19 protein-coding genes and 1 pseudogene are annotated in these 22596 nt (G+C 61.3%); 8 read left to right on the forward strand and 12 right to left on the reverse strand.

What is annotated here, in order from left to right:
- Positions 1-44: 44 nt before the first annotated feature.
- From P6U28_RS24525 to P6U28_RS24540, 4 genes are all read left to right on the forward strand, one after another.
- On the forward strand, positions 45-506 hold the full coding sequence (locus tag P6U28_RS24525) for a hypothetical protein (protein ID WP_407120108.1): 462 nt from the start codon (positions 45-47) through the stop codon (positions 504-506).
- A complete protein-coding gene (locus P6U28_RS24530) occupies positions 445-1788 on the forward strand; it encodes an SIR2 family protein (RefSeq protein ID WP_407120109.1) in 1344 nt (447 codons plus the stop codon). Before P6U28_RS24525 ends, P6U28_RS24530 begins: the two co-directional genes overlap by 62 nt.
- The gene (locus tag P6U28_RS24535; RefSeq protein ID WP_407120110.1) at positions 1785-2996 is read left to right on the forward strand and encodes a hypothetical protein; all 1212 of its coding nucleotides are present in this window, start codon (positions 1785-1787) and stop codon (positions 2994-2996) included. The genes P6U28_RS24530 and P6U28_RS24535 overlap by 4 nt, the downstream gene beginning before the upstream one ends.
- Positions 2997-3201: 205 nt before the next feature.
- Complete coding sequence (locus P6U28_RS24540) at positions 3202-3801, forward strand: hypothetical protein (RefSeq protein WP_407120111.1); 600 nt, start codon at positions 3202-3204, stop codon at positions 3799-3801.
- 163 nt (positions 3802-3964) lie between these two features.
- On the opposite strand, the gene P6U28_RS24545 is transcribed toward P6U28_RS24540, so the two are convergent.
- The 4 genes and pseudogenes from P6U28_RS24545 to P6U28_RS24560 all read right to left on the reverse strand — a co-directional run bounded on the left by P6U28_RS24545 (position 3965) and on the right by P6U28_RS24560 (position 5764).
- Entirely contained in the window at positions 3965-4090 is a 126-nt protein-coding gene (locus P6U28_RS24545; protein WP_244607909.1) for an isocitrate lyase/phosphoenolpyruvate mutase family protein, read from the reverse strand.
- A 402-nt stretch (positions 4091-4492) separates the two neighbouring features.
- Complete coding sequence (locus tag P6U28_RS24550) at positions 4493-4879, reverse strand: response regulator (RefSeq protein WP_122406464.1); 387 nt, start codon at positions 4877-4879, stop codon at positions 4493-4495.
- A 46-nt stretch (positions 4880-4925) separates the two neighbouring features.
- Positions 4926-5384 (reverse strand): annotated as a pseudogene (locus tag P6U28_RS24555) (hypothetical protein).
- 83 nt (positions 5385-5467) lie between these two features.
- Positions 5468-5764, reverse strand: coding sequence for a hypothetical protein (locus tag P6U28_RS24560; RefSeq protein ID WP_122401626.1), 297 nt, complete (start codon positions 5762-5764; stop codon positions 5468-5470).
- 261 nt (positions 5765-6025) lie between these two features.
- Here P6U28_RS24560 and P6U28_RS24565 point away from each other — a divergent pair, with 261 nt between their 5' ends.
- A complete protein-coding gene (locus P6U28_RS24565; RefSeq protein ID WP_122401625.1) occupies positions 6026-8410 on the forward strand; it encodes an AI-2E family transporter in 2385 nt (794 codons plus the stop codon).
- Positions 8411-8894: 484 nt separating this feature from the next.
- Here the strand turns inward: P6U28_RS24565 and P6U28_RS24570 are convergent, their stop codons facing one another.
- A complete protein-coding gene (locus P6U28_RS24570) occupies positions 8895-10844 on the reverse strand; it encodes a PAS domain-containing sensor histidine kinase (protein ID WP_162500149.1) in 1950 nt (649 codons plus the stop codon).
- Between the two features lie 310 nt (positions 10845-11154).
- Here P6U28_RS24570 and P6U28_RS24575 point away from each other — a divergent pair, with 310 nt between their 5' ends.
- The gene (locus tag P6U28_RS24575; RefSeq protein ID WP_122401584.1) at positions 11155-11571 is read left to right on the forward strand and encodes an ester cyclase; all 417 of its coding nucleotides are present in this window, start codon (positions 11155-11157) and stop codon (positions 11569-11571) included.
- Positions 11572-11801: 230 nt separating this feature from the next.
- On the opposite strand, the gene P6U28_RS24580 is transcribed toward P6U28_RS24575, so the two are convergent.
- From P6U28_RS24580 to P6U28_RS24595, 4 genes are all read right to left on the reverse strand, one after another.
- On the reverse strand, positions 11802-12602 hold the full coding sequence (locus P6U28_RS24580; RefSeq protein ID WP_407120112.1) for a class I SAM-dependent methyltransferase: 801 nt from the start codon (positions 12600-12602) through the stop codon (positions 11802-11804).
- A 152-nt stretch (positions 12603-12754) separates the two neighbouring features.
- The gene (locus P6U28_RS24585; RefSeq protein ID WP_122401623.1) at positions 12755-13543 is read right to left on the reverse strand and encodes an ABC transporter ATP-binding protein; all 789 of its coding nucleotides are present in this window, start codon (positions 13541-13543) and stop codon (positions 12755-12757) included.
- On the reverse strand, positions 13537-14556 hold the full coding sequence (locus tag P6U28_RS24590) for an ABC transporter permease (protein WP_244607908.1): 1020 nt from the start codon (positions 14554-14556) through the stop codon (positions 13537-13539). Before P6U28_RS24590 ends, P6U28_RS24585 begins: the two co-directional genes overlap by 7 nt.
- 20 nt (positions 14557-14576) lie before the next feature.
- On the reverse strand, positions 14577-15707 hold the full coding sequence (locus P6U28_RS24595) for an ABC transporter substrate-binding protein (protein WP_407120113.1): 1131 nt from the start codon (positions 15705-15707) through the stop codon (positions 14577-14579).
- Positions 15708-16201: 494 nt separating this feature from the next.
- On the opposite strand from P6U28_RS24595, the gene P6U28_RS24600 reads away from it, so the two are divergent.
- Positions 16202-16531: a hypothetical protein gene (locus tag P6U28_RS24600; RefSeq protein WP_122401621.1), complete on the forward strand. Its 330-nt coding sequence runs from the start codon at positions 16202-16204 to the stop codon at positions 16529-16531.
- 350 nt (positions 16532-16881) lie between these two features.
- Here the strand turns inward: P6U28_RS24600 and P6U28_RS24605 are convergent, their stop codons facing one another.
- From P6U28_RS24605 to P6U28_RS24615, 3 genes are all read right to left on the reverse strand, one after another.
- Positions 16882-17472 carry a hypothetical protein gene (locus P6U28_RS24605; protein ID WP_129146347.1) on the reverse strand — a complete coding sequence of 197 codons (591 nt, stop codon included), beginning with the start codon at positions 17470-17472 and terminating at the stop codon, positions 16882-16884.
- 208 nt (positions 17473-17680) lie between these two features.
- A complete protein-coding gene (locus tag P6U28_RS24610) occupies positions 17681-18322 on the reverse strand; it encodes a transporter (protein WP_312016243.1) in 642 nt (213 codons plus the stop codon).
- Positions 18319-18762, reverse strand: coding sequence for a hypothetical protein (locus tag P6U28_RS24615; RefSeq protein WP_208738583.1), 444 nt, complete (start codon positions 18760-18762; stop codon positions 18319-18321). Before P6U28_RS24615 ends, P6U28_RS24610 begins: the two co-directional genes overlap by 4 nt.
- A gap of 425 nt (positions 18763-19187) precedes the next feature.
- Here P6U28_RS24615 and P6U28_RS24620 point away from each other — a divergent pair, with 425 nt between their 5' ends.
- The gene (locus P6U28_RS24620) at positions 19188-22532 is read left to right on the forward strand and encodes an AAA family ATPase (RefSeq protein ID WP_407120114.1); all 3345 of its coding nucleotides are present in this window, start codon (positions 19188-19190) and stop codon (positions 22530-22532) included.
- Positions 22533-22596: the final 64 nt, after the last annotated feature.

Consider the following 22596-nt stretch of genomic DNA (forward strand, 5'->3'; position numbering starts at 1 on the left):
AATCCTAAGCCGTACAAGGCAAGTCCTACAACTAGAATACTCGCATGTCAGCCGATTCGACCTATCTAGCCGTCGCTGCGGATGATTTTGCGCGCCGCTTCTCGCAACGGGGCGGAAATCTGATGTGGTTGCTCGGAGCCGGTGGATCGGCGGCCGCCGGTATCCCGACGGCGTGGGACATGATCTGGGAGTTCAAGCAGCAGCTCTACATAAGTCAGCGGCGCGTCTCCCCGAAAATGGTCGCCGACCTCGCCAACCCAGCCGTCCGGCGCGAACTGCAGTCATTCGTCGACGGCATCGGGAATTTGCCGCCGCCCGGCGCTCCCGACGAGTATGCGGCTCTCTTCGAAGCCGTCTATCCGAGCGAGGCGGACCGTCGAACCTACATCGCGTCGAAGGTGAGCGGCGCCAAGCCGTCTTACGGAACACGTCGCTCTTGCGACAATGATGCGGACCGGACGTGCTCGTCTCGTCTGGACGACCAACTTCGATCCGTTGATCGCTGACGGCTGCGCGAAGGTCTACGGCGGAACTGGTCAGTTGACGACGGTGGCGATCGAGACCGGAAGTCTTGGGCGCCAAGTCATCGACGAGGGGCGTTGGCCCGTCGAAGTCAAATTGCACGGCGACTTTCGATCGCGCAGACTGAAGAACACCGGAGACGAACTGCGCGAACAGAATGCGAAACTCAGGTCGCTGTTGATCGACAGTTGCGGCCGGTGGGGCCTGATCGTAACTGGCTACAGCGGCCGCGACGACTCCATCATGGACACCCTGGAAACGGCTCTCGAACGCGACACCCCTTTTCCTGCCGGTATCTTCTGGCTCCATCGCGGCGAGGACCCACCGTCGCCGCGCGTCAAACGGCTCTTGGCGGCCGCCGCCCGCAAAGGCGTCGACGGCGGGCCGGTGCCGATCGAGAATTTCGACGAAGTCTTGCGCGACCTCGTTCGCCTGGCGGAGGATCTCGACACTAAAGCCTTGGACGAACTCGCTTCGGAGCGACGAATCTGGTCGCCCGCACCGCGACCGACCGGCAAGCGCGGTTTTCCAGTGGTCCGGCTCAATGCACTCGAATTGATCGAAACGCCGACCGTTTGTCGCCGCGTCGGATGCGGCATCGGCGGCGTGGCGGAGGTCAGGTCGGCGATCGAAGCCGCAGACCTGCCGGTGCTCGCGACCCGGTCACGAGCCGGAGTACTCGCTTTCGGCTCTGACGCCGACGTGCGAGCCGTGCTTTCGGCCTACGACATTGAAAGCTACGACCTGCACGCGATCGAAGTCCGCCGATTGCGATACGAAAGCCAAGAGCGTGGGCTTCTCCGTGAGGCGTTGACCCGCGCGCTGACCCGGACGCATGCGATGACTGCAGATCGTCGCCGAAGCAGCGATCTCTTGACCCCGGCCTCGATCGACGACGCGAAGCGGGGGCCGCTCAAGAAACTGACCGGCAGCCTTGGTGGAACGGTACCGAAGCATCCCGAACTTAGTTGGCGGGAGGGCCTGGGCATCCGGCTGGATTGGGCGGACGGGCGGCTCTGGCTTCTGCTCGAGCCGCGCACCGTGTTCGAAGGCATCACGCAGGGGAACAGAACCGCGGCGACCGATTTTGCCCGCGAGCGCACAGTGAGGCGCTACAATCCGGCTCTCAATGCCCTTCTCTCGTTCTGGTCGACGCTGTTCGCGTGCCCGGAGCGCGATATCCTGGCCCTCGGCATCAGCGCGGGCGTGGATGCGGCCTTCAGGCTCGACGATACGACAGCTTATTCAGGAAGAGGCCGCCCATGACGAGCGAGATATCGCCTCACCTTTTCATCCCGGAAGCCGAGCTCGCATTCCATCCCGAGCGAACATCCGACGTCGACCTGCACCCCCTGCGCGGGCTGTTGCGGTTTGGTCCCTATCCGCGCACCAAGGGTGTCGGGATCGTGCACCACGTTACACGTAAAGACGCGCCCGTGGCCTTCCGTATCGTATATCCGTCGAGCGTGGCAAGATTCGCGATCCCGGCCGCTTCGGACCAGGTCGTCGAACTCTTGAGCTTCGCCGGCAAAATCTGGTGGCCTTACGGAGAGCCAAACTTCCGCGACCTCGGCAACTTCCTCGTTGTCCGGCAGCACTTGGTGACCCCAGACGAGTGGCGTGACGATATCTACGCGACGCGTGATCTCCTGAAAGTCGTTCCCGAAGGAGATAAAATCGTAAACACGGAATCGTTCTCGCGGTTCGATCTTCCGAACAAATGCGATGAGGTGACCGCCCAGCTCCAAAGAATACTCGCAGAGAATTTCATGGTCTGCGACGACGTCGTCTACGCAGCAGGCGGCGTGCCGGTCCACGCGGTATGGCGCCATCCCCGCTTCAGCCAGGTGGGCGTCGTCAGCTCCGGCATCGATCGTCGGGTGACGGGTCTCGAACCGCTGAATCCCTACCCCGGCTTCTTCGCTCGCGCAGAAACGCAGGAAGCTTTTTCCGAGAGACGGTTCTGGCAACCCGGCGTGCCGGCACCGATCAAGCTGCCGCGTTCGCAACAAGTGTTCGCCCAGATCGAAGTCGTCGGTCCGACGCCCATCCCCGACACTCTGAGCAACCAGGTACAGATCGACGCGCTTTTCCGCATCATGATGCGCAGTCTAGACTGGTTCATCTTCCATAAGACGCTACCCGACAGCCCCCCTCGATTTTCCGAGCAACGCGAGGAAAAGCGGTTGTTCAGAGCGCGGGTGCGGCAGGCCTTCCGCGATGCGGTGCTCGCTTCTCCGGATGACTTCGTCACCGACACGAAGCGAATGGAGACACTTCGGACCTTATTCGTCGGCGCACGGAAGGTGTCGAGGAAGCATAGCCGGCTTGTCGAGGCTCTGGAAAAGAGCTTCAGGGCGCTGAACAGGCGCAATCCTCGCGAGGAACTCGCACCCGAGGATTTGGCCACCCTCGATAGCCTGGTCGATTCGAACGAGAGCGTTCCGCCTCCGTCGAGCGGTGGTCTTCCTTGATCGCCCAAATCCACGAGGTAGGGCACCGGAAGCCGTCAGCCTCGCTTGGTTATCATGATCACGCCGGACCTCGTGCGGGAGATCCGGATCACCGGAAGTCCCAGCCGATCGCGACGAGAATAAACATGGGGAGAACGCGCGATCGAGCAGCTAACTCGCCTTAGCTTCCCTATCGCGTTTGAGCCTCTTGGTTCCTCCCGATACCGTGAATCTGGAAGCAGAGGCCACACTGGCCATGCCGCGACGGATCGGTCCGCTCGCCAGCTCAAAGGAAACGATGATGCCCAAACAGATGCTTACGGTCGAGGACGTCGAAACCATGCTCAAGCGGTTGTCCGGTGCGATCGAACGGGACCAGACCTACGTCGACGGCCTGCCGCGGGGGCTGTTCTCGCATCAGTACGACGACGACCTGTGGCGTAATTGGCGCCGCGGCCATCGCACGTTCATCGGCGACCTGCTGGCGACCGTCGGCGCCATGAGCCCCACCGACCTGCGGCAGTTGACCGACGTCGCGTCCGGGTTCGCGCCCACCGCCGTGAGGAAGGTCGCGCTCGAGACTTTCGCGGAAGTCGTCGGCGAGTGCGTCGACGCGGACAAAACGGCACGGCAGTTCTTCGCCCGGGTGGCCCGCGAGGTCGTGCGACAGGGACGCGGCAAGCGTCCGGCGGGAGATCCCCGCGAGGCGATCTCGCAGTGGTTTTCGGACATCGATCCTCTGACGATCGCTCAGGATCCCGAATGCGGATATCCGCTCGACGTGAGGGCGTCAATGTCCGTCACGCCGCATCGCAGCCGGCCCTGACTTTCGCAAGCGATAGCGCTCCGCCCTTAAGGCTCGAGCGGGGCCACGCCAGTTCCAAAGTCGCGAAGGGCGGCCAGATTCGTGCCTTTCGACGCCCGGGTCGCCCTCGGCCAACCGGCGGCACCCGTCCAGAGAACGGTACCCTGGCCGTCCGCCGCCCGGTTCAGGAAAACAATTTCCTTGCCTTCTCCCGAAGCTTACTCATGGATTCCACGTAGGGAATGGGGCCGTAGCTGATGCGGGCGAGGCCCAACTGCGCGAGTTCGCCGTTCGAGGGCACGTCTTCCATGCAAAGCGTCCGCCGTCGTTGCGAACGGCTTCGGCCTCAATACGTCTTCGCCGATCGGGCAGATGAACCAACATTCGCTCTTGCCGTTGTGCAGGCATCCCGACCCCTCGACTGTGCCCACCAACCATGAGGACCGACCAGCATCTCGAATCAGGCGGCGCCTGGGACCGCGCCTATCTCGAGTCGCTGATCCGCGAAGACTTCGAGCGATGCCATCCCGGCGAGACGCTGGACGATCTCAAGCGGCGCGCGTCCTTTTCGAGGGAGGACAGAGGCCTACTGCGGGACTGGATGGCGGTAGCGACGGCTCGCGCCGCGGCCGCATGCCCGGCCAAAGCATCGCCGCCACGCTGACGATGCGTTGGTCCGCGCCGAACCATCCGCGCCTCCCAACGATCCGGTTCAACCTGGCACGGCCCCGCCACCGAGCAGCTGCGAGACGGCGGCGGCCAATTGCGCCGGCGCAAAGGGCTTCCTGATCAGGACGCTGCCGTCGACACCCTGCGATTTCCAATCCGGCGCGCTGGCGCTTGTCATGTAGACCACGGGAAAATCAGGCGTGATTTCCCTGATCTGACGCGCCAGCTCCCATCCGCTGATGCCGTCACCCAGGTTGACGTCCGTGAGCAGCGCCCGACACCCCTCGCGGCCGTCGCGAAACGTAGACATAGCCGCCTCTCCCGAATGGACCGAGCAGGCCTCGAAACCGTTGTCGAGCAACGCGTCCTCGATGACGCTGCAGATCAGCGCTTCGTCCTCGACGACCAGAACACGAACGGTATTATCCACTTTCAAGCCTCAAGCGACCTGCCTCGAGGGCCAACCCACACCCGTCTTATCTGCCCCTCAGGGAGAGACTGATGCGCGTGACGATGTCGTCCCACTCGCGCTCTTCGCTCGCTGGGTAGTTGATCAGGACGCAGTGAATCAATCCGCTCGAGAAGTTGCACCGGTTGTATCAGACCGTATCGCCCTTGTAGCTGGACACCGCAAAGAACCGAGGCGTCGTTCGCTTGTACTGAATGCGCGCGGGCGGATGCTTCTTTGCGAGAAATGCAGCGGGTGAATCGTTCGAGAGGTTGGGTACGGCCTGTATCGTAAGGTCGGCTCGGCCGTCAGCCGTCCGAAATCGCTGTCCGTAGCCATCCGGCCGGCCGGCTTCTTCGGTAAAGATCGAGGCCGGGAAATCCACCGAGGTACCCGTCTGCGGGATGGAATAGGTCGTCCATCTCACCCGTTGAGCCGAGACCATGGAGCTCGAGACCGCAAGTCCGAGAACGAGCGCCGACTGCATCGCGTCTCCTCCCAGTCGTGAAGACCTGACGAGCGGCGTCTCGGCTTCGATCATCATGTGGCTATCGATCGCCAACGACAACGTCACTGCTGATCCGGCTTCTTAGCCGGCGGACCGCTCTTGTTTCCGGGCAGCCCCTTGATGTTGGACGTGTCCTGCTGCTGGACGGTCGGATTCTGCTGGTTGAGCGTGGAGCTGGAGCCGACGGTCTCTCCCGGTTTTGCCGCCGGACCATTCTTGTTGCCAGGCTGACCGGCGATGCCAGTGCCCGAGTTCTGCGCGCTCGGCGCGGATGAGACATCCGGTTTGGTCGTCTGGGCAAATGCAGCCGAAGCCGACATCGCCAGGGCGAACACGAGAGCGCTCGCGATGGACCTCATTTTGACTCCCTCCACTGTGAGTTTCGGAATCGCGGATCGCGACTAGCTGGAGTCCGAACGTGCGGTTGCGTCGTGCGTTCCTAGCTGCCCGACTGACATCGCTCGCCCTGATCCGAGAAGGCCGAGCGCGACGCGCCAAACCACCGTCTACGAGCCGAGCGCGTCGGCGGGCAGATCCCAGAAACCTGGAAATGTTCGGGATGGATCAAACCCGTTGATCTGGGGTTGATTGGCCGAAACCCTATTGAAAGGCTCGCCCCTATGGCTGAGCTGGCTCCGGCGGCGCCGCAAGGCACACCGGCCTCGCGCGTCGCGTCTTCGCCCATGCTGACCGCCGGTGGCATCGTCCTAGCCATCGGAGCGCTCTATCTCGGCCGGGAAATCTTCGTTCCTTTTGCTCTTGCTATCCTGCTGAGCTTCGTTCTCACACCCCTGGTCAATTGGCTAAGGCGCTGGAAAGTACCTCGCATCGCAGCGGTACTAATCGCCGTTTCCCTTGCTTTTATCGTGGTCGCGGGAATCGCCTTGGTCGTCGGGCGGCAACTTGTCCAGCTCGCGACCAACCTCCCAAACTATCAGACCACCATCACCGAGAAGATCCACTCGTTGCAGAGTTCGGCCCCAGGCGGTGGAGTCGTCGACACGGTCACCACGACGATGCAGGATCTTGGCAGAGAGATCTCGGGCGAGGAGAAAAAGTCCGAGGCCGCCTCGTCCGGGCTTGGCGCAGGTACCGGGACTCGGGAACCTGTCACGGTGCGGCTGGAGCCGCCCCAGCCGAGACCGTTGGAGCTCATTCGCTCTGTCATAGGTCCGTTGCTGGCACCGCTCGCGACTTCCGGGCTAGTGGTCATTTTCGTGATCTTCGTGCTGCTCGAGCGGGAAGACCTGCGCGATCGATTCATTAAATTGGCAGGAGCCGGTGATCTTCAGAAGAGCACGCAGGCCCTCAACGATGCCGCCTCCCGGGTCAGCCGCTATCTCCTGATGCAGCTTGTTGTTAACCTGACTTACGGTATTCCGATCGGTGTTGCACTCTACTTTGTTGGCGTACCGAACGCGATTCTTTGGGGCCTGCTCGCAGCGGTACTCCGATTCATTCCCTATCTCGGTCCTTTTTTGGCGGCGATCTTTCCTGTTGCCCTGGCCATCGCCGTTGATCCAGGCTGGACGATGCTGTTCTGGGTCGTCGGGCTATTCCTCACCGCCGAACTCATCAGCAATAATGTCATTGAGCCTTGGCTTTACGGCTCCAGCACGGGGCTGTCATCCCTTGCGATCATCATCGCCGCGATCTTCTGGACGATGCTGTGGGGACCGGTTGGGCTATTCCTGGCGACACCTTTGACCGTCTGCCTGGTCGTCATCGGGCGTTACGTCCCGCAGTTGGAGTTCTTGGGCGTTCTGCTTGGCAGCGATCCTGTGCTCGCGCCGGAGGAGCAGCTCTATCAGCGTTTATTGGCTGGCAATATCGAGGAGGCGGTCGAGTTCGCCGAAAACTATGTCGACGAGTGTTCCTCGCGCGAGCTGTACGATAACGTAGGCATTCCAGCTCTGCGCTTGGCGGAAAATGATCGTCAGCGCAGCAGCACAGACACGAACTACCGGCGCCTTGTCGCGGAAACGGCCATCTCGGTTGTGCGGGAGGTTGACGACCACGTCCGCGAGAAAGCGTCTGCTGTGGAAGTGGGAAATCATCTGACGCAACAACCATGCGTCCTTTGTCTCGCCGGACGTACGGAGCTTGACCATGCAGCGTCGGAGATGCTCGCCCAGGTACTTCAGGAACGCAACGTCGGGGCCAAAGTCCTGCCGCCGATCGTGGTGAGCCGGGGAGCATTGGAGCAGCTTGATCTCCAAGGGGTAGACGTGGTGTGCCTGTCCTATTTTCACCCGCAGCCCCAGGTCTATGCGCGCTATGTCTTTCGTCGCCTACGTCGACGGGCTCCCCAAGTGAAGTTTGCCGTCTGCTGCTGGAATTTGATTGCCGGAATGGAACACGCGGAAGAGCTCAAGAGGCAAATGGCGGCCGACGCAGCATTCGCATCTCTGCAAGCCTGCACCGAGCAGGTGGAGGCATGGATCGGTCGGGCAGCAGTTCGCGGCGATGCGCCCCAGGTTACGGCTGAGGCCGAGCGGGCGCAGCTCACCGCGCTACGCAGCCTTGGCTTGGATGCCTCGAAACGTCAGGCCTTGGATGAGGCGTCCAAAAAGATTGGGCAAGCCTTCAACGTTCCGATCGCGCTGGTATCCTTGGTCGATGAGACTCATCCAACTGCCGCTGACAGCCTCCCCCAGGAAGTTCAAACAGGTCTGCAGGGCAATCACGAGGGCTCCCTCGACGCCCATGTGATCGCTGCAGACGATATGCTGGTTTGCGAGGATGTCACCGAGGATCCGCGCTTCGCCGATGATCCGCGTGTGCTGGAGAGAGGCATTCGCTTCTACGCAGGAGTCCCGCTGAGAACTTTGTCCGGTCATGTCGTGGGTTGCCTTTGTGTAATCGATACCGAACCGCGGGAGTTCACTGAGCGAGATCGACACCGTCTGCAGGAAGTGGCGAACCAATTGATGGCCGATATCCAGAACGCCCAAGCGACCAATGACGTCTATTCTGAAAGAACTCGAACATCGGATGAAACATGACCAAGTTCGCGGTACCACGTCCCTGTGCAGATCCTGATGCCGCGGCGCGCCGGCTAGTCCAGCTCGCCGCTAGCATCGAACCGGTTCAGGACGACCGCATCCAGAGAGGATCAACGCGCCTTTCCTCTTCACCCTGAAGGGCAGAGCGTCCGAGTTCGGCGCCGGCATAAAGTACGCCGTCCAGCACGGGTGGCTAGAGCTCCACGAGAGCGGGACAAATGTGCGATTGAAATCCGACAGCCAGAAGCTGATCCGAGATAATCAAGGCGCTCCGGGTGACCCCCTGGCGCCGTAATCATCTGAACTCTCGCGCACCAGCCGGGCAACTCTGCGAGGCCCGTCCCATACCTCAACGGAAGAATGTCCGTCTCTAAGAATTTCTCGGCCCGAGCCTGGGCGTCTGTGTCGGTCGGGCAATCGATCTCGTAAACTGCACGAGCAACACCTGATAGATCTAATAACTCGGGCGGCTATCTGGCGCTTTTCAGGTTCGATCCAGAAGCTCGCGAACCTTCAACGCAAGCCTTGCTTGGGTGACCGGTTTCTCCAGGAGATCGACACCCTCGTCCAGCCTTCCCTGGTGAACGACGGCGTTGCGCGAGTAACCAGTCATGAAGAGAATCCTGAGATGCGGCCTGATCTGCTGCGCGCGCTTTCCCAACTCACGGCCGTTGATGCCGGGCATGACGACATCGGTCAGAAGGAGATCAACATGCTGATCCTCCTGCAGCAGGATGGTCAAGGCGGCCTGCGCGCTAGCGGCTGACAAAACCCGGTAGTTGAGATCCCGCAGCACGTCCGAGACGTAGGTCCTGAGATCGGCATGGTCTTCGACCACGAGAATAGTCTCTGAAGACACGCCTTCCGATATGAGCTCGTCCGGATCGTCGGGCGCAGGTTGCGCATTGCCGGCGTAGCGAGGGAAATACATCTTGATGCTCGTGCCTTCCCCGACCTCGCTGTAGATCTTCACGTGTCCGCCCGACTGCTTGACGAAACCATAGACCTGGCTGAGTCCAAGCCCTGTTCCCTGCCCCGGCTCTTTGGTGGTGAAGAACGGCTCGAATGCACGATTGAGCACCTCTGGAGTCATGCCGGAGCCCGTATCGCTCACGCTGATGACGACATATTGCCCGGCCGCGAGTTCCGGGTTGATACGCGAATAGTCGTCGTCGACGGAGACATTCGCCCCCTCGATGGTCAGCTTTCCGCCATTCGGCATCGCGTCCCGGGCATTGATGGCCAGGTTAACGATGGTTGATTCCAGATGGTTGACGTCCGCTTCGATCTGCCAGAGGCCGGCTCCGCCGACGGTCTGAATTTCGATGCGTTCGCCCAAGGTGCGCTGAAGGAACTCCTGGAGGCCACTCAGGAAGCCATTGAGGTTGACCGGCTTCGGGTCGAGAGCTTGGCGGCGTGAGAAGGCGAGCAACCGGCTTGTCAGTGCCGCAGCCCGTTCAGCGCCGCGCTTCGCATTCGTCAGCGCGCGGTGCAGGTTCGGCCCCCCGATATTGCGGCTGCTCCGCTCCGCGTTCTCGAGATTGCCAAGGACGATCATCAGAAGATTGTTGAAGTCGTGAGCGATGCCGCCGCTCAGCTGTCCGACCGCTTCGAGTTTTTGCGAGGCAACGAGCTGCTCCTGGACGCGTTGAAGTTCGTCCTGTGCCTGCTTGCGTTCGGTCAGATCACGCGTGACTTTCGCAAAGCCGATGATCGCGCCACTCTCGTCCGTAATTCGATCGATGACGACCGATGCCCAGAAGCGCCTGCCGTCCTTGCGCATGCGCCAGCCCTCGGCTTCGAACCGCCCTTTCTCGGTGGCCTCCGCTAGCGCCGCTTTCGGCACCCCTCTTTCGAGATCCTCAGGCGTGTAGAACGTGCTGAAGTGCCGGCCGATGATCTCCTCCGGCCGATAGCCCTTGATGCGCTCGGCTCCGGGATTCCACGTTGCGACATTCCCGGAAGGGTCGAGCTGAAAAATCGCGTAGTCGACGACCGCTTCCACAAGCCGGCGGTATCGTCTTTCGCTTTCCAGAAGGTCGCTATGGGCCCGCTGCCGATCGGTGATGTCCCGCGTCACCTTCGCAAAACCGACCAGGCGGCCTTCCTCGTCACGGATGGCGTCGAGAACGACAAGCGCCCAGAACCGGCTGCCATCTTTCCGGACTCGCCAGCCTTCGGATGCGAAGCGCCCGGTCTCCGCGGCTGTCGCCAACGCTCTGCTCGGCAGACCCTTCTCTCGATCTTCAGGCGTGTAGAAGATCGAGAAGGGCTTCCCGACAATCTCATCGGCGGCATAGAACTTGAGGCGCTCGGCGCCCTTGTTCCAGGTCCTGACCAGGCCCTCCGTATCGAGCATGAAGATCGCGTAATCGACAATCGCGTTGACCATCAGTTCGAGGCTGCGGGCATCCCCGACGGCGGTCTTTTTCATTTTTGGAACTCAAAAAGGGAGTGAGACCAACTCAAAAGCTTGGGACAGGTTCCGAGCCAGCGCAGCGGTTGGTGGCATGGAGGCGAACGTCAGCTCGTGGCCCTTCGCGACCCGTTTGCCCGGCGCGGGGACATGTCAGAAGTGTGGGGCAGGCCGGAAGTGATTGGCCGAGGCTCAAATCGCCACTGTTGACCTAACCGGAACCGCCAGCAACCAACTCTGCGCGTGCATTTTAGGAGTTCGCCCAGAAACTAGGGTAGTATGGGTGTGGAGCGACAAATTCAGAAGGCCGCGAGAAAGGAGGCGTCTGATGTCGACCGAAGAAAACAAGCGCATCGTACGCCGGTTCTACGAAGAGATTGACAATGGCAATCTCGACGCCATGGATGAACTGGTTGCTGAGGACTATCAGGATCATAATCCCCCACCTTTTCCCGGATTACGGGTGGGACGCGACGGCCTCAAGCAGGTCTTCGAGATCTTCTGGAAAGCGACGCCAGGCTATCACAAAATCGAGGATCAAATTGCCGAAGGAGATAAAGTCGTCACACGCCTCACTTCCTACGGCAAGCATGAAGGCGACCTGCCCGGAGCTCCGCGCACCGGCAACGACTTAATGATGACCTCCATAACCATTCATCGCATCGCAAACGGCAAGCTCGCCGAGAAATGGGCGGAAAAGGACGTCATCGGATTCCTGAAGCAGATCGGTGTGATGCCTAGTTGATCTTCAACTGAACGCGGCGGAATGTCTGCGTGTGTGGCCCTTCGCGACCGTTTGCCGGGCGTTTGCCCGGCGCAGGACATGTCGGAAGTGTGGGGCAGACCGGAAGTCATTGGCCGAGGCTCAAATCGCCGCTGTTGACCCTGAGCGGACTCGCTCATCGGTAACAATTCCGAACGCCGCTGCGCGGTTGAGGGAACGATTTCGGATTCAGGACCTCGGAGGAGATCGAGTCAGGGGACCTTGCCACGGCAGGCCCATGCGACATTTGCAAAGGATCGCGGGCCATCGGGCCGGCCGGCCTCGTAGGCATCGCGCACGGCGGCATCGGTGCGCGCTCGCTCCGTAGCGTCGAGCGCTGCCACATACTTGCCGAGCGGCCCTTCGCCAGCGGCAATCGGAGCCCAATAGTCGGCAAAGTCTTGGTAGTCCATTCGGATCATCAGCTCGATTTCCGCAATGTCCACGAGACCCTGTTCCGCAAATGTCCGTCTCAGTTCGCCTGGCTGCATCATCGGTTGAAAGCAATAGCGACGGCGCAGCTCGCGTCCGCTTTCTCCGAGTGCCGCCACCGTGTCGACCATCATGCGCATGCCGGGCATGCCGCCGAGATGATCCCACACCGTTGCCGCGACCACGCCGCCCGACCGAACGGCACGGCGCATCTCGGCTACTGCCTTGCCGGCTTCGGGAACGAAGTGGAGCAAGAGAAGCGCCAAAGCGCGATCGAACGTGCCGCCCTCGAAGGGCAGGGCGCAGGCATCCGCCTGTCGGACTTTTATTCGTGGGTTTGTGTTGCGCCGGATCACCTCCTCGACAAAGACTGGTGAATAGTCGACCGCGGCAATCTCGGCGAGGTCGGCGGCTTTGGCTAGCGCGAAGGTCAGGCTTCCGGTGCCGCAGCCGACGTCGAGAATCCTTTCGCCGTCGGCAATTCCTGTGAAGTCGATGAATAGCGGCGCGAGTCTTCGGCTCCAGCGGCCCATGAGTCGCTCATAGCCCGCAGCGTTGTGGACGTTGAATTCCGAGGTCATCGAAGTCTCCATGCGCTTCCCAGATTGTTAGACCTCGTCTGCATGGCTACCAAGCCGCTAAAGCAATCGCATTGCAATCGCGGCAAATACGCCGTGCGGCTGCTCTATGATATGTATGAGAAGATCCGCCACGGCCGAGCTCCTTTCGACGGCTACCATGCCTCATCGAGGCCGAGATGCTCGAACACCTCGCGACGAAGCTCAACGAAGTGCGGATCGCCCCGGTGGCGAGGATAGGGTTGGCTGTTGACGACTTCGGCCTTGATCCGTGCCGGTCGCTCGCTCAGCACGATGATACGGCCGGCGAGCAAGAGTGCCTCCTCGACATCGTGCGTGACCAGCAGCGCCGTGAAGTTCGAGCGTTGCCAAAGTGATACGAGTTCCGCCTGCATCGCGATGCGAGTCAGGGAGTCGAGCTGGCCCAAAGGTTCGTCGAGAATGAGCAGCTTCGGGTCGTTGACGAGCGCACGCGCAAGAGCGGCGCGTTGCGCCATGCCGCCGGAAAGCTGGTGCGGGTAGGCATGGGCGAAGCCCGTGAGCCCCACCAGGCGCAACGCGTCCTCGATACGTCCGCGATGGGTGCGCAGCAACCCGCGGGCTTCCAGACCGAGCGCAACGTTGCTCCATACCGTCCGCCATGGATAAAGCGTGGGGTCTTGAAAAACGACGACGCGCGACGGATCGGGTGCTTCGATTTCGCTTCCCTCCGTTAGCAGGGAGCCGGCTGTTGGAGTGTCGAGCCCCGCGACCAGCCGCAGCAAGGTCGATTTTCCGCACCCACTCGGTCCCAGGAGCGCGACGAATTCGCCGCGGCCGACCTGCATGCTGATGCGGTCCAATACCGGCAGGGGCTGCCCTTCGAGATCGAAGCTATGGCTCACTTCGCGGAGCGTTAGCGTCGATCCACGGACCGCGTAATCGCTCGCGATTGCCGCTACCATCGCACTACACCTTTCTGCCAGGATAGCAGGCGGTCCCGCAAGCGGAACAGCAGCGTGATCAGCCCGGAGCACAAGAACGCCATGAGCAGCAGCGCGGCGTACATATTGGCGTAGGCCGCCCAACCCTGCGCCCATTGCAGATACCAGCCGAGCCCGGCCTTCACGCCCAGCATCTCGGCTACGACAAGAACCGCAAACGAGTTGCCGAGCCCCATGAACAGGCCAACAAAGACATGCGGCATTGCCGCCGGAATGGCAACCTTGAGCACGAGGAAGCGCTGGGTTGCTCCCAATGTCCGCGCAATATCGTAATAGGCGCTCTTCACGCAGGCGACGCCCGACCAGGTGAGCACGGTGACCGGAAACCCGGTGGCGAGCGCGATCAGGAAAATGCTGGCGCTGAAGCTCGACGGGAAAACGAAAAATGCAAGTGGCAGCCAAGCTGTCGCGGGCAGCGGCCCGATGAACCGCAAAACTGGGTGGATCCAATAACCGGCGAGCCGCGACCAGCCGATCGCGACGCCGGTTACGAACCCCACCGCCGCACCGAGAAAATAACCGGTCGCGAGCAGACGAGCTGAGGCGAAGATGCCCTGAGCCAGCCGCCCCCAATCGTCGATTACGACTTCGATGATCGCCTGCGGCGGTGGAAAAAATGGCAACGGCAGCAATCCGAGCTTTGCCGTGACGGTCTCCCAAGCAGCCAAAAACACCGCCAGCGCGAACAGCCACGGAAAAAACCGCTGGAGGCGCTGAAAAGCAACGAAACGAACGCCGACAAGGGCCGCCAAGGCAAGGACAAGGGCCAATGCGCCGCACGCAATGGCGAAGCCGCCCGTGTAGGCCCAATCGCTTTCGAGCTTATCTGGCCAGAACGCAGTGAGCGCGGCGACCATAGACCATGCGGCGGCCACAGACAGTCCGCCGATTAGCGACCGAGCTGTTGAACTTTCAAAAAAGCCGAAACCCGATTTCTCTGATGGCCTCGGCACTTCATCGATGACCGAGCTCACTGCAGATGTTCCCAATCGGCTCAGCTTAGAACGTCAAGATAGATGCGGTCGGCGAACTTGGCCGGGTCAGTGCTTCGCTTGATGACGTTCACTGCCTTGAGTTCATCGGTATAGAGTAGAAGTTGCTTCTTGAGTTCCGCCCCGACGGGATGCCTGTGGTGAGTATGGCTACGATACATTGTGGCGAGATCCTCTACGGACCCTCTCCCGCCGTAGCCCGAATAGATTGCCGCGGCATCGGCGGGATCGCTGGCAACTCGATCTGCCGCCTCCAGTATCGATCGTGTCAGAGCGGCCGCCACCGGCATTTCGCCTCGGGTGAGGCTGCCACGTATCGCGAGAACGCAGCAGGTGCGGTCGGCAAATTCACCCGATAAATTCGTCGCGATCTCGTTGAGTTTGCCTTCCTTCAGCCAGATGTAGGGCAGCGGATCTATCTCGGCTAGCGCCTGCACTTCGCCCTTCTCGACGGCAAGCGCGAGCAGATTGGCCGGGTACTGGCGCCACTCTACCTCTTGGGCCGGATCGATGCCCTTCTTGGCGAGATAGATCGAAAAGAAGTTCTTCGCCGGGCTCGCCTGATCGCTAATCGCGATAGCCTTGCCGCGCAGGGACTCCAGGCTGTCAATATTCGCGGCCTTGGAGCCGAGGAGCCGGATGCATCCGCCGTGCACACCCGCGGTGATCCGAACATCGAAACCTTGCTCCAACGGTTTGAGCCAGCGCAGGGCCAATCCCAAACCGGCATCGGCCTTGCCAGTCGCAATCGCCTCCAACAACTGGTCGGTCGAACCGCCGAAATTGACGAAATCGACATCGAGATTGTGCTTGGCGAAGATACCCCGTTCTTTTGCGACCGGCGCAGCGACCGTGCACGCCGCGTTCGCGTTCCAGGCGAGCTTTAGGTGCCGGGGTGGGCCCTGCAACTCTTCGCTGTTCGCCGCGGTGCGGCAAATAAAAGGCGCGCCCGGAATATAAGACAGCGATCCAGTCCCGGATGCCGTCAGCGCGCGAGCCGCTCCGAACATCCCAAACGGCGCCGCGGCGCCGAGGGTGCAAACCAACGACAGCACCGAGCGGCGGGAGAAGGCGCCCCGCTTCGCTTCGGACAGATCTTTCGTTAAACTGTTGCCAATTTCGCGCTTTTCCATGTGTCGCTCCCAAACTCGCGTGTGAATGGAATGGAACTGGGTGGCGCTTTGCGGGGCCGTAGCTCCCCTCTCTTCGGGCATCATGCGAGCCCGTCTGCTACATAAGCGTGAAGCGATTCACATTACCGCAAAAAATTGAAAGCAGAAAGCTGCGCGGCGATTAAGGCCCCCCGTCAATCGTGTTGACCTGCTGAAGGCAGCGTCTGTCGCTCTTGACCGCGATCGGCGAGAGCGGATGATGGATCTTTCGGTGGGTGCGAACGCACCAGCATGTAGCCTTGCGCGAATTGAGGGATGCCTATTCCAACTATTATAGGGTGAGGCTGAACTTCTAACGTTAGCTCCAGCAGGCTCTGGAATAGTCGGATTGTCGCAATAGAGGACTGACGATTCGTTCGGCTTTGCGCCTTTGACCCATGTCGACTTCCCGCTTCGCTTGCTTGATCGCGGGAATGCCCAATTTTGCGGTCGGAGGTATGCTTCAAGGAGGTCGCATGATTACCGCCGTTGTACGATACAAACTGCCGCCGCAGATCGACTGCGCCGCGTGTCGCGAACACTTTCACAAGATCGCACCCAACTTCCGCGAGGTGACGGGGCTGATCAGCAAGCACTTCATCTGGTCCGAAAGCGGCTGGGCCGGCGGCGTGTACCAGTGGGAGCGCATCGAGGACGCCAAGGCGTTCTACACCGGGCCGTGGCTCGAGGGCATCATCCAACGCTACGGCATGAAGCCGCAGATCGATTTCTACGAGGTCTTTGCGGTGACAGACAACACGTGCGGCAAGGTTGAGCTGTTCAAGGAGGCCGTTGCCTCCAAATGACCCCTGAGCAGATCTCGCTGATCTGCTGTGCGAGAGGTGGCGGTCCGTCGCGCAGGCGAATGCCGGCGCTCACTTCCGCCTGTGGGGCGAGCTCTTGACGCATCCGGCGCGCCGCAGGCTGCGCCGCGACGCGCAGTGTCGCCTAGGCGAGGCGCACAAACTCGCGCACGTCAGCTTTCGACGACCAAGCGGAAATCCTACGATCAGTCAGAGCATTGCCGCTCGTGACCCAACTCCCACACGGCGACGTGCGTCGTCATGCAGCCGATTAACTCGATTTTACCCCATTGAAGCCCCGAGCTGACGTTCGCCGTGCCGCTGGTCTCGAGGCACGGCGGCGTTCACGCGCGTCACCGCGCGCTGCCCGTGGTAAGCTCTTGCGAGTGCACCGGAATCATCAGGTGCTCATTGGGTTTGCCGGGGAACATGACATAAGGCTGGGTCGCGTCCTTGACGTCCAGATCGCGCGGATAGGGACTGAGCATCTCACGTGCTGCGCCCCCGACAATCATCACGTGCGGGCCGGTCTGGACCCAATGCTTGTGCGTGTGGCGTTCGGCATGATCATGATTGCTCGTGCCGGTGTCTCCGGCCAGCATGAAAATCAGGCCGATCTTGTTCGGCGGCTCCTGTTTGGCCTGTAGAGCTTTGCGCCATTCCATGGCGTTCTGGTCGTCGCATTCGGGCGTTCCGTCCGTGCCGATAAAGCACGTGAAACCGTTCGATCCGGTTTGGACGGTCTTAGAAGACCCATCCGCCTGCGGCATGGTGATCGTCGCGTTATTCACGACCGACGGCGGGGCGGCGGTCTTCACCTTGGCGATGTAATCTGGTTCGGTCTTCGGGACTTCCTCCGTTGGAAGAGCCGATGCCGAAGTGGTGGTGAAGGCTGCCAAAGCTACGCAGAACCCAACCGACGCGAGAGCATAGAATCTATTCATGGCTTACCTCCTGCAAGTGGGGCAACCGCACGAATTGTACACCGAAACCGAGCGGGTGCATCCTCCGAAAAGTATGGCAGGGAAATCTTCGAGTTCCGCCGCCGCCAAGTCGGGGGAAACTAGCTACCGTTGAGCTAGTGCATCAAAACAATCTTTAAGCGGACGCGACTTCACTAGAAGCTCAGCACCCACGTGCTCAACATGTCGATCACGGTCCAAAGACAGCAGAGACTCCTACCAAGGTGCGCCATGCGGGCGTGGCTTGCACGCCGTTGTAGTCGTTGACAACTGGGATGCCGACAAGCACGTAGCTCGACCAGTTATCAACCGTGAGCCGAAGACCCGGCGAAACGAAGATGGTGTTGCCGCCCGAATTGGGATCACTGATCCCGGCAATTCGCTGTCTGCCATGCCATTCGCCGTTGATCTCGAGTAGCGCATCGAGCGCAATGTGGCCGTGCGGTGCGGCGATAGTCGGAGCCTTGGTTACCATCGAGTGGCTACGACCAGCATGCGCATAAGCTTTCCGTGGATCGTGCGTATGCGGCTCGCTCGTGGTCTCGCCGAAAACCCGGTAAGAAAGCGCGGCGTTATAATGGAAACGGTTGCCAAGGTTGGTATTTTGCGTTCCGGTGCCAGTAGCAATCGCGAGCACGTTGGTATGGAAGCTCAACGCTGAGGTTAGACGCTGGCTTAACGCTGCGCCGAATAGCCCGTCCCAAGAGCCCGATCCCGGCTGAAATTCGGCCTCGAAGAGTTCACCGAACCTGTCAACGAGATCGGTTGTACCCGTCGGAGCCTTGACCCCAAACAGCACTGCCGCTTGCGTTCCGCTTACCTGATTGTTCACGAAGCGGTACTGTCCAAGTAGTGTGGCATCGCCAAATCCCGATGTATTGCCACGGTCACGCACCGCAGCCGGATCCGCCGGGTCTTCCTGCACGGCTTCGAGGATGCGGTGCGGCGTACCCACGGCAAGCGCACGGACACGGTGAGATCATTGGTGATACCACAGGCAAGCGCAACAGCGTAGCTCTCGACCGTTTGCAAACCATGGACGTCGTTGCCGACGTTCGCGAGCAGCGTCGGTTCGCTCAGTTGTTTGAGCCGCAGATAATCGACATAAGTTGAAGACGCGAACTGGCCCTCGTCGAGGGTGCCAGCGCCTATCGTGAAGATACCGCCTGCGCCACCGATACCGCCGATTCCGGGATGATGCGAGGATGCGTCGCTCACGCCAATGGTTATCGATCCAATCAGGGCCGCCGCGAACCGGAGGCGATTTGCCATGCTTGAAATCCCTATCCTACATTTTCCGCCGACCCTCGTGGAACGGTCCGGCGGACTTACAATAATTGCCGATCAGTTGCGACCGTTGTTTGATAGTGCGGAATTCTATCTCGACGGCGTATCGCTCGTAGGACACACGACGCGCGTATCAACAAGTGGCCTTCTGTGTCTAGGCTGGTAGAGAGCCACGTGAGCTTGACGGCGCTGCTCCGTCATGGATCGTTATCGGCCCATCGGCGAAGTGGCGGCTTGCCGCCTTGAGGTCTGCTCCGCGGGATCTAGCGGACCCGAATTGCTCAGGTTGAGTTTTTCGCATTTTAACCCTGATGGACCCGCATGCGGGCGCTGCGATAAATTGGAGGGCGTGGTAGACTTTCCGTCCCCTCGGTCCGGACTGGATAGCGTGAAGTCCCTAGGGGGCCGCGATGCAGCAGGTTGCCGACTGGCTCGAAAAGCTCGGCATGTCCGAGTACGCCCAGCGTTTTGCTGAAAACCGCATTGATTTCTTGGTCCTTCGTGAACTGACCGATCAGGACCTGAAAGAGCTCGGTGTCGTCCTCGGCGATCGCCGAAAAATATTGCGCGCGATTGCCGACATCGACGTTATCGAGAAGAACGCACCAGCCGCACCCGCCAGGGCGACTGCAGCGCAGCGTCGTACACCCATCGCGTCAGAGCCAATTCCCACCGCGACGCCACCGCCGATCTCCGCCGAGGCCAGCGGCGAGCGCCGCTATGTCACGGTGATGTTCTGTGATCTCGTCGGCTCGACCAGCATTTCCGCGCAGCTCGATGCCGAGGAGTGGCGCGACCTCGTCGGCGGTTATCTCGATGCCGCGTGCGCTGCGGCAACCGAAATGGGCGGCCATGTCGCCAAGAAGTTGGGCGACGGGCTCATGGTGCTGTTCGGCTATCCGGTGGCGCAGGAGAACGACGCCGAACGCGCGGCGCGGGCGGCGCTCTTGATCCAACGCGCACTCGCCGAGGTGAACCGCAACGATACTGAGGCTGGCAAGCCAGCGCTTAACGCGCGCATTGGGATTGAAACCGGAGCGGTCGTGATCGATGCGGCGGGCGAGATTTACGGTGACGCGCCGAACGTTGCGGCACGGGTGCAAGCGCTGGCGGAGCCGGGTGCGGTCGTGGTGACGGCGCGGGTGCAGCACCAGGTCGCCGGGCTGTTCGTCGTTGAGGACCGCGGCAGCCATGAACTTAAGGGCGTGCCGGAGCCGGTGACACTGTACCGGCTGGTACGGGCAAGCGGTGGCGGGCGCCGCGCGGGACAGCGCCATCTCGCGCCGCTGGTGGGTCGCGAAGAAGAGATCGCAATGTTAATGCGGCGCTGGGAGCGGGCGCGGCGGGGCGACGGTCAGTTGGTGATGATCGTGGGCGAGCCAGGATTGGGAAAATCCCGCCTGATCGAGGAATTCCACCCGCGGCTGCGCGAGGTGCCGCACACTTGGGTCGAATGGAGTTGCTCGCAGCTTCTGCCGAACACGCCGCTGCACCCGATCGCCGATTGGGGTCGGCAGCGCTTCGGCGGCGCCGACATACCCGCCGAGCGGCGTCTCGCGGACCTGGAGAATACGCTGGCGCTGGTCAAACTCGACCCGGCGGAGAATGTCACCTTGCTCGCGCCATTATTGGACATCCCCTTGCCGCAGGACCGTACGCCCACTTTAGAGCCGGAAGAATTGCGGCGCCGACAGCTGACAGCGCTCACCAATTGGGTCATGGCCGGCGCGCGAACTCAGCCGGTGGTGCTGGCACTTGAAGATGTGCACTGGGCTGATCCGACCACGCTCGAACTGTTGCGCGGCATCGCCGAACGCGGTGCGCTGGCGCCCTTGCTCGTTCTCAGCACCGCCCGGCCGGAGTTCCGGCCGCCATGGGGCATGCGCTCGCATCACAGCACAATCTCCCTGGCTCCGCTCGATCGCTCGCAGGTGCGCCAGATGGTCGGCGAGCTTGCCTCTCGCTATGCGTTGTCAAGGGAAGTGGTTGACGGCGTGACCGAGCGCACGGGCGGCGTGCCGCTGTTTGTCGAGGAGGTGACACGGCTCTTGCTGGAGAGCGGCGGGCGGGGCATCCAGGCGATTCCGCCGACCCTGCAGCAATCGTTGACAGCGCGGCTCGACCGGCTTGGCCCGGCGCGCGAGGTGGCCCAGATCGGTGCCGTTATCGGGCGCGACTTTTCCTACACACTCCTTCGCGCCGTAACCGCTATGGAGGACAGGCCGCTACAGATTGCGCTGGAACGGCTCGCCGAGGCGGACATTCTGCTGGTGCAGGGCCTACCGCCCGATGCCGATTATCGCTTCAAGCACGTGCTGATCCAGGATGCAGCTTATGAGAATTTGCTTAAGAGCCGGCGCCAGGTTTTGCACCGCCGCGTCGGCGAAGTGTTACGCGATGATTTTGCCGCCACCGCCGCGGTCGAGCCGGAACTGTTGGCGCATCACTTTACAGCGGCAGGACGCAGCGATGCCGCGGTCGAGTATTGGCAACGGGCGGGGGATTTGGCGATGGTGCGCTCGGGACACGCCGAGGCTATTCATCACTTTTCCGTTGCGCTGGACCTCTTGAGCAAGCTCGGTGACAAGCCCGATCGTGCAGCGAAAGAGTTGGAGTTATGCGTCAAGCTCGGGCCGGCCCTTATGATGGTGAAGGGGCCAGGGTCATCGGAGGTCGAAGCAATCTATAGCCGCGCCGTCGCTCTCGAGGCGGGTGAAGAAAATTCAGCGCGGTTCAAGGCGTTGTGGGGCCTCTACTATCATTCGATGAGCTCCGGTCGCTTGCGTGCGGCGACCGCTCATGCCGACGAGCTTCTCGGGCTCGCGCAGCGCTTGGGCGCTGATGATCTCGTCCTAGAGGGCCATCACGCGAAGTGGGCGACGTCGCTTTGGTGCGGCAACTTGGCCGCCGCAGGCGATCATTCTCAAAAAGGCATTTCACAATACGAGTGCACCCGGCATCATGCTCTCGCGTTCGCGTTCAGCGGTCATGATCCTGGCGTGTGCGCTCACGCGGCCGGCGCGATCAACCTGGCGCTGTTAGGCTTCCCTCAAAAGGCAATGAAACTCAGTGCCGAGGCCGTCACGTTGGCTCGGAGCTTGTCCCATCCGTACAGCCTCGCCCTAGCAATGTGGTTCTGTGCGATCGTCCTTCAGATCGGCCGCCAGAGAGAATCCTGCCGCGAACTTGCAACTGAGCTGATCGAACTGTCGCGAGAGCACGACTTTCCCATGATGCGCGGCGCTGGGATCTTCTTCTTGGGGTGGGCGACCGCGGATGGCGGCGAACTCGAGCGCGGAATCGCTTCGATGGAACAGGGTCTCGCGCTCTTTTCGGCTGTCCGCCAAGTCACCAGACCTTACATGCTGGCCGTTTTGGCAAGCGCTAAAGCAGATCTCGGCAGGCCGGACGAAGGGCTCGAATTGTTAAAGGATGGGCTCGCCTTGACAGCGGTGAGCGGCGAAGTTTGGTGGCAGGCCGAAATGCACAGCCTTAGGGGTCGGCTGCTTGCGGCTTGCGGGCAAACCGACGAGAGCGAGGCCTGTTTTCGATGCGCAATCGAAGTCAGCCGCGGACAGAGTGCGAAGACGTTGGAGCTGCGTGCTGCCACAAGCCTCGCGCGGCTCTGGAGCGACCGAGGCAGGAACGCCGAAGCCCGCGATCTCCTCGCCCCCATCTACGGCTGGTTCACCGAGGGTTTCGGCACGCCCGACTTGCAGGACGCCAAAATGTTACTCGACGCGCTGGCGCCATGAGGGCGCCGATGCTCGCGAGGTCTGTAAGGAACGTCCGCAGTTGGCCCAAGGGCGAAGTTGCGCC

The sequence above is a fragment of the Bradyrhizobium sp. STM 3561 genome, assembly GCF_045571455.1.
In the GTDB taxonomy this organism is placed as follows: domain Bacteria; phylum Pseudomonadota; class Alphaproteobacteria; order Rhizobiales; family Xanthobacteraceae; genus Bradyrhizobium; species Bradyrhizobium vignae.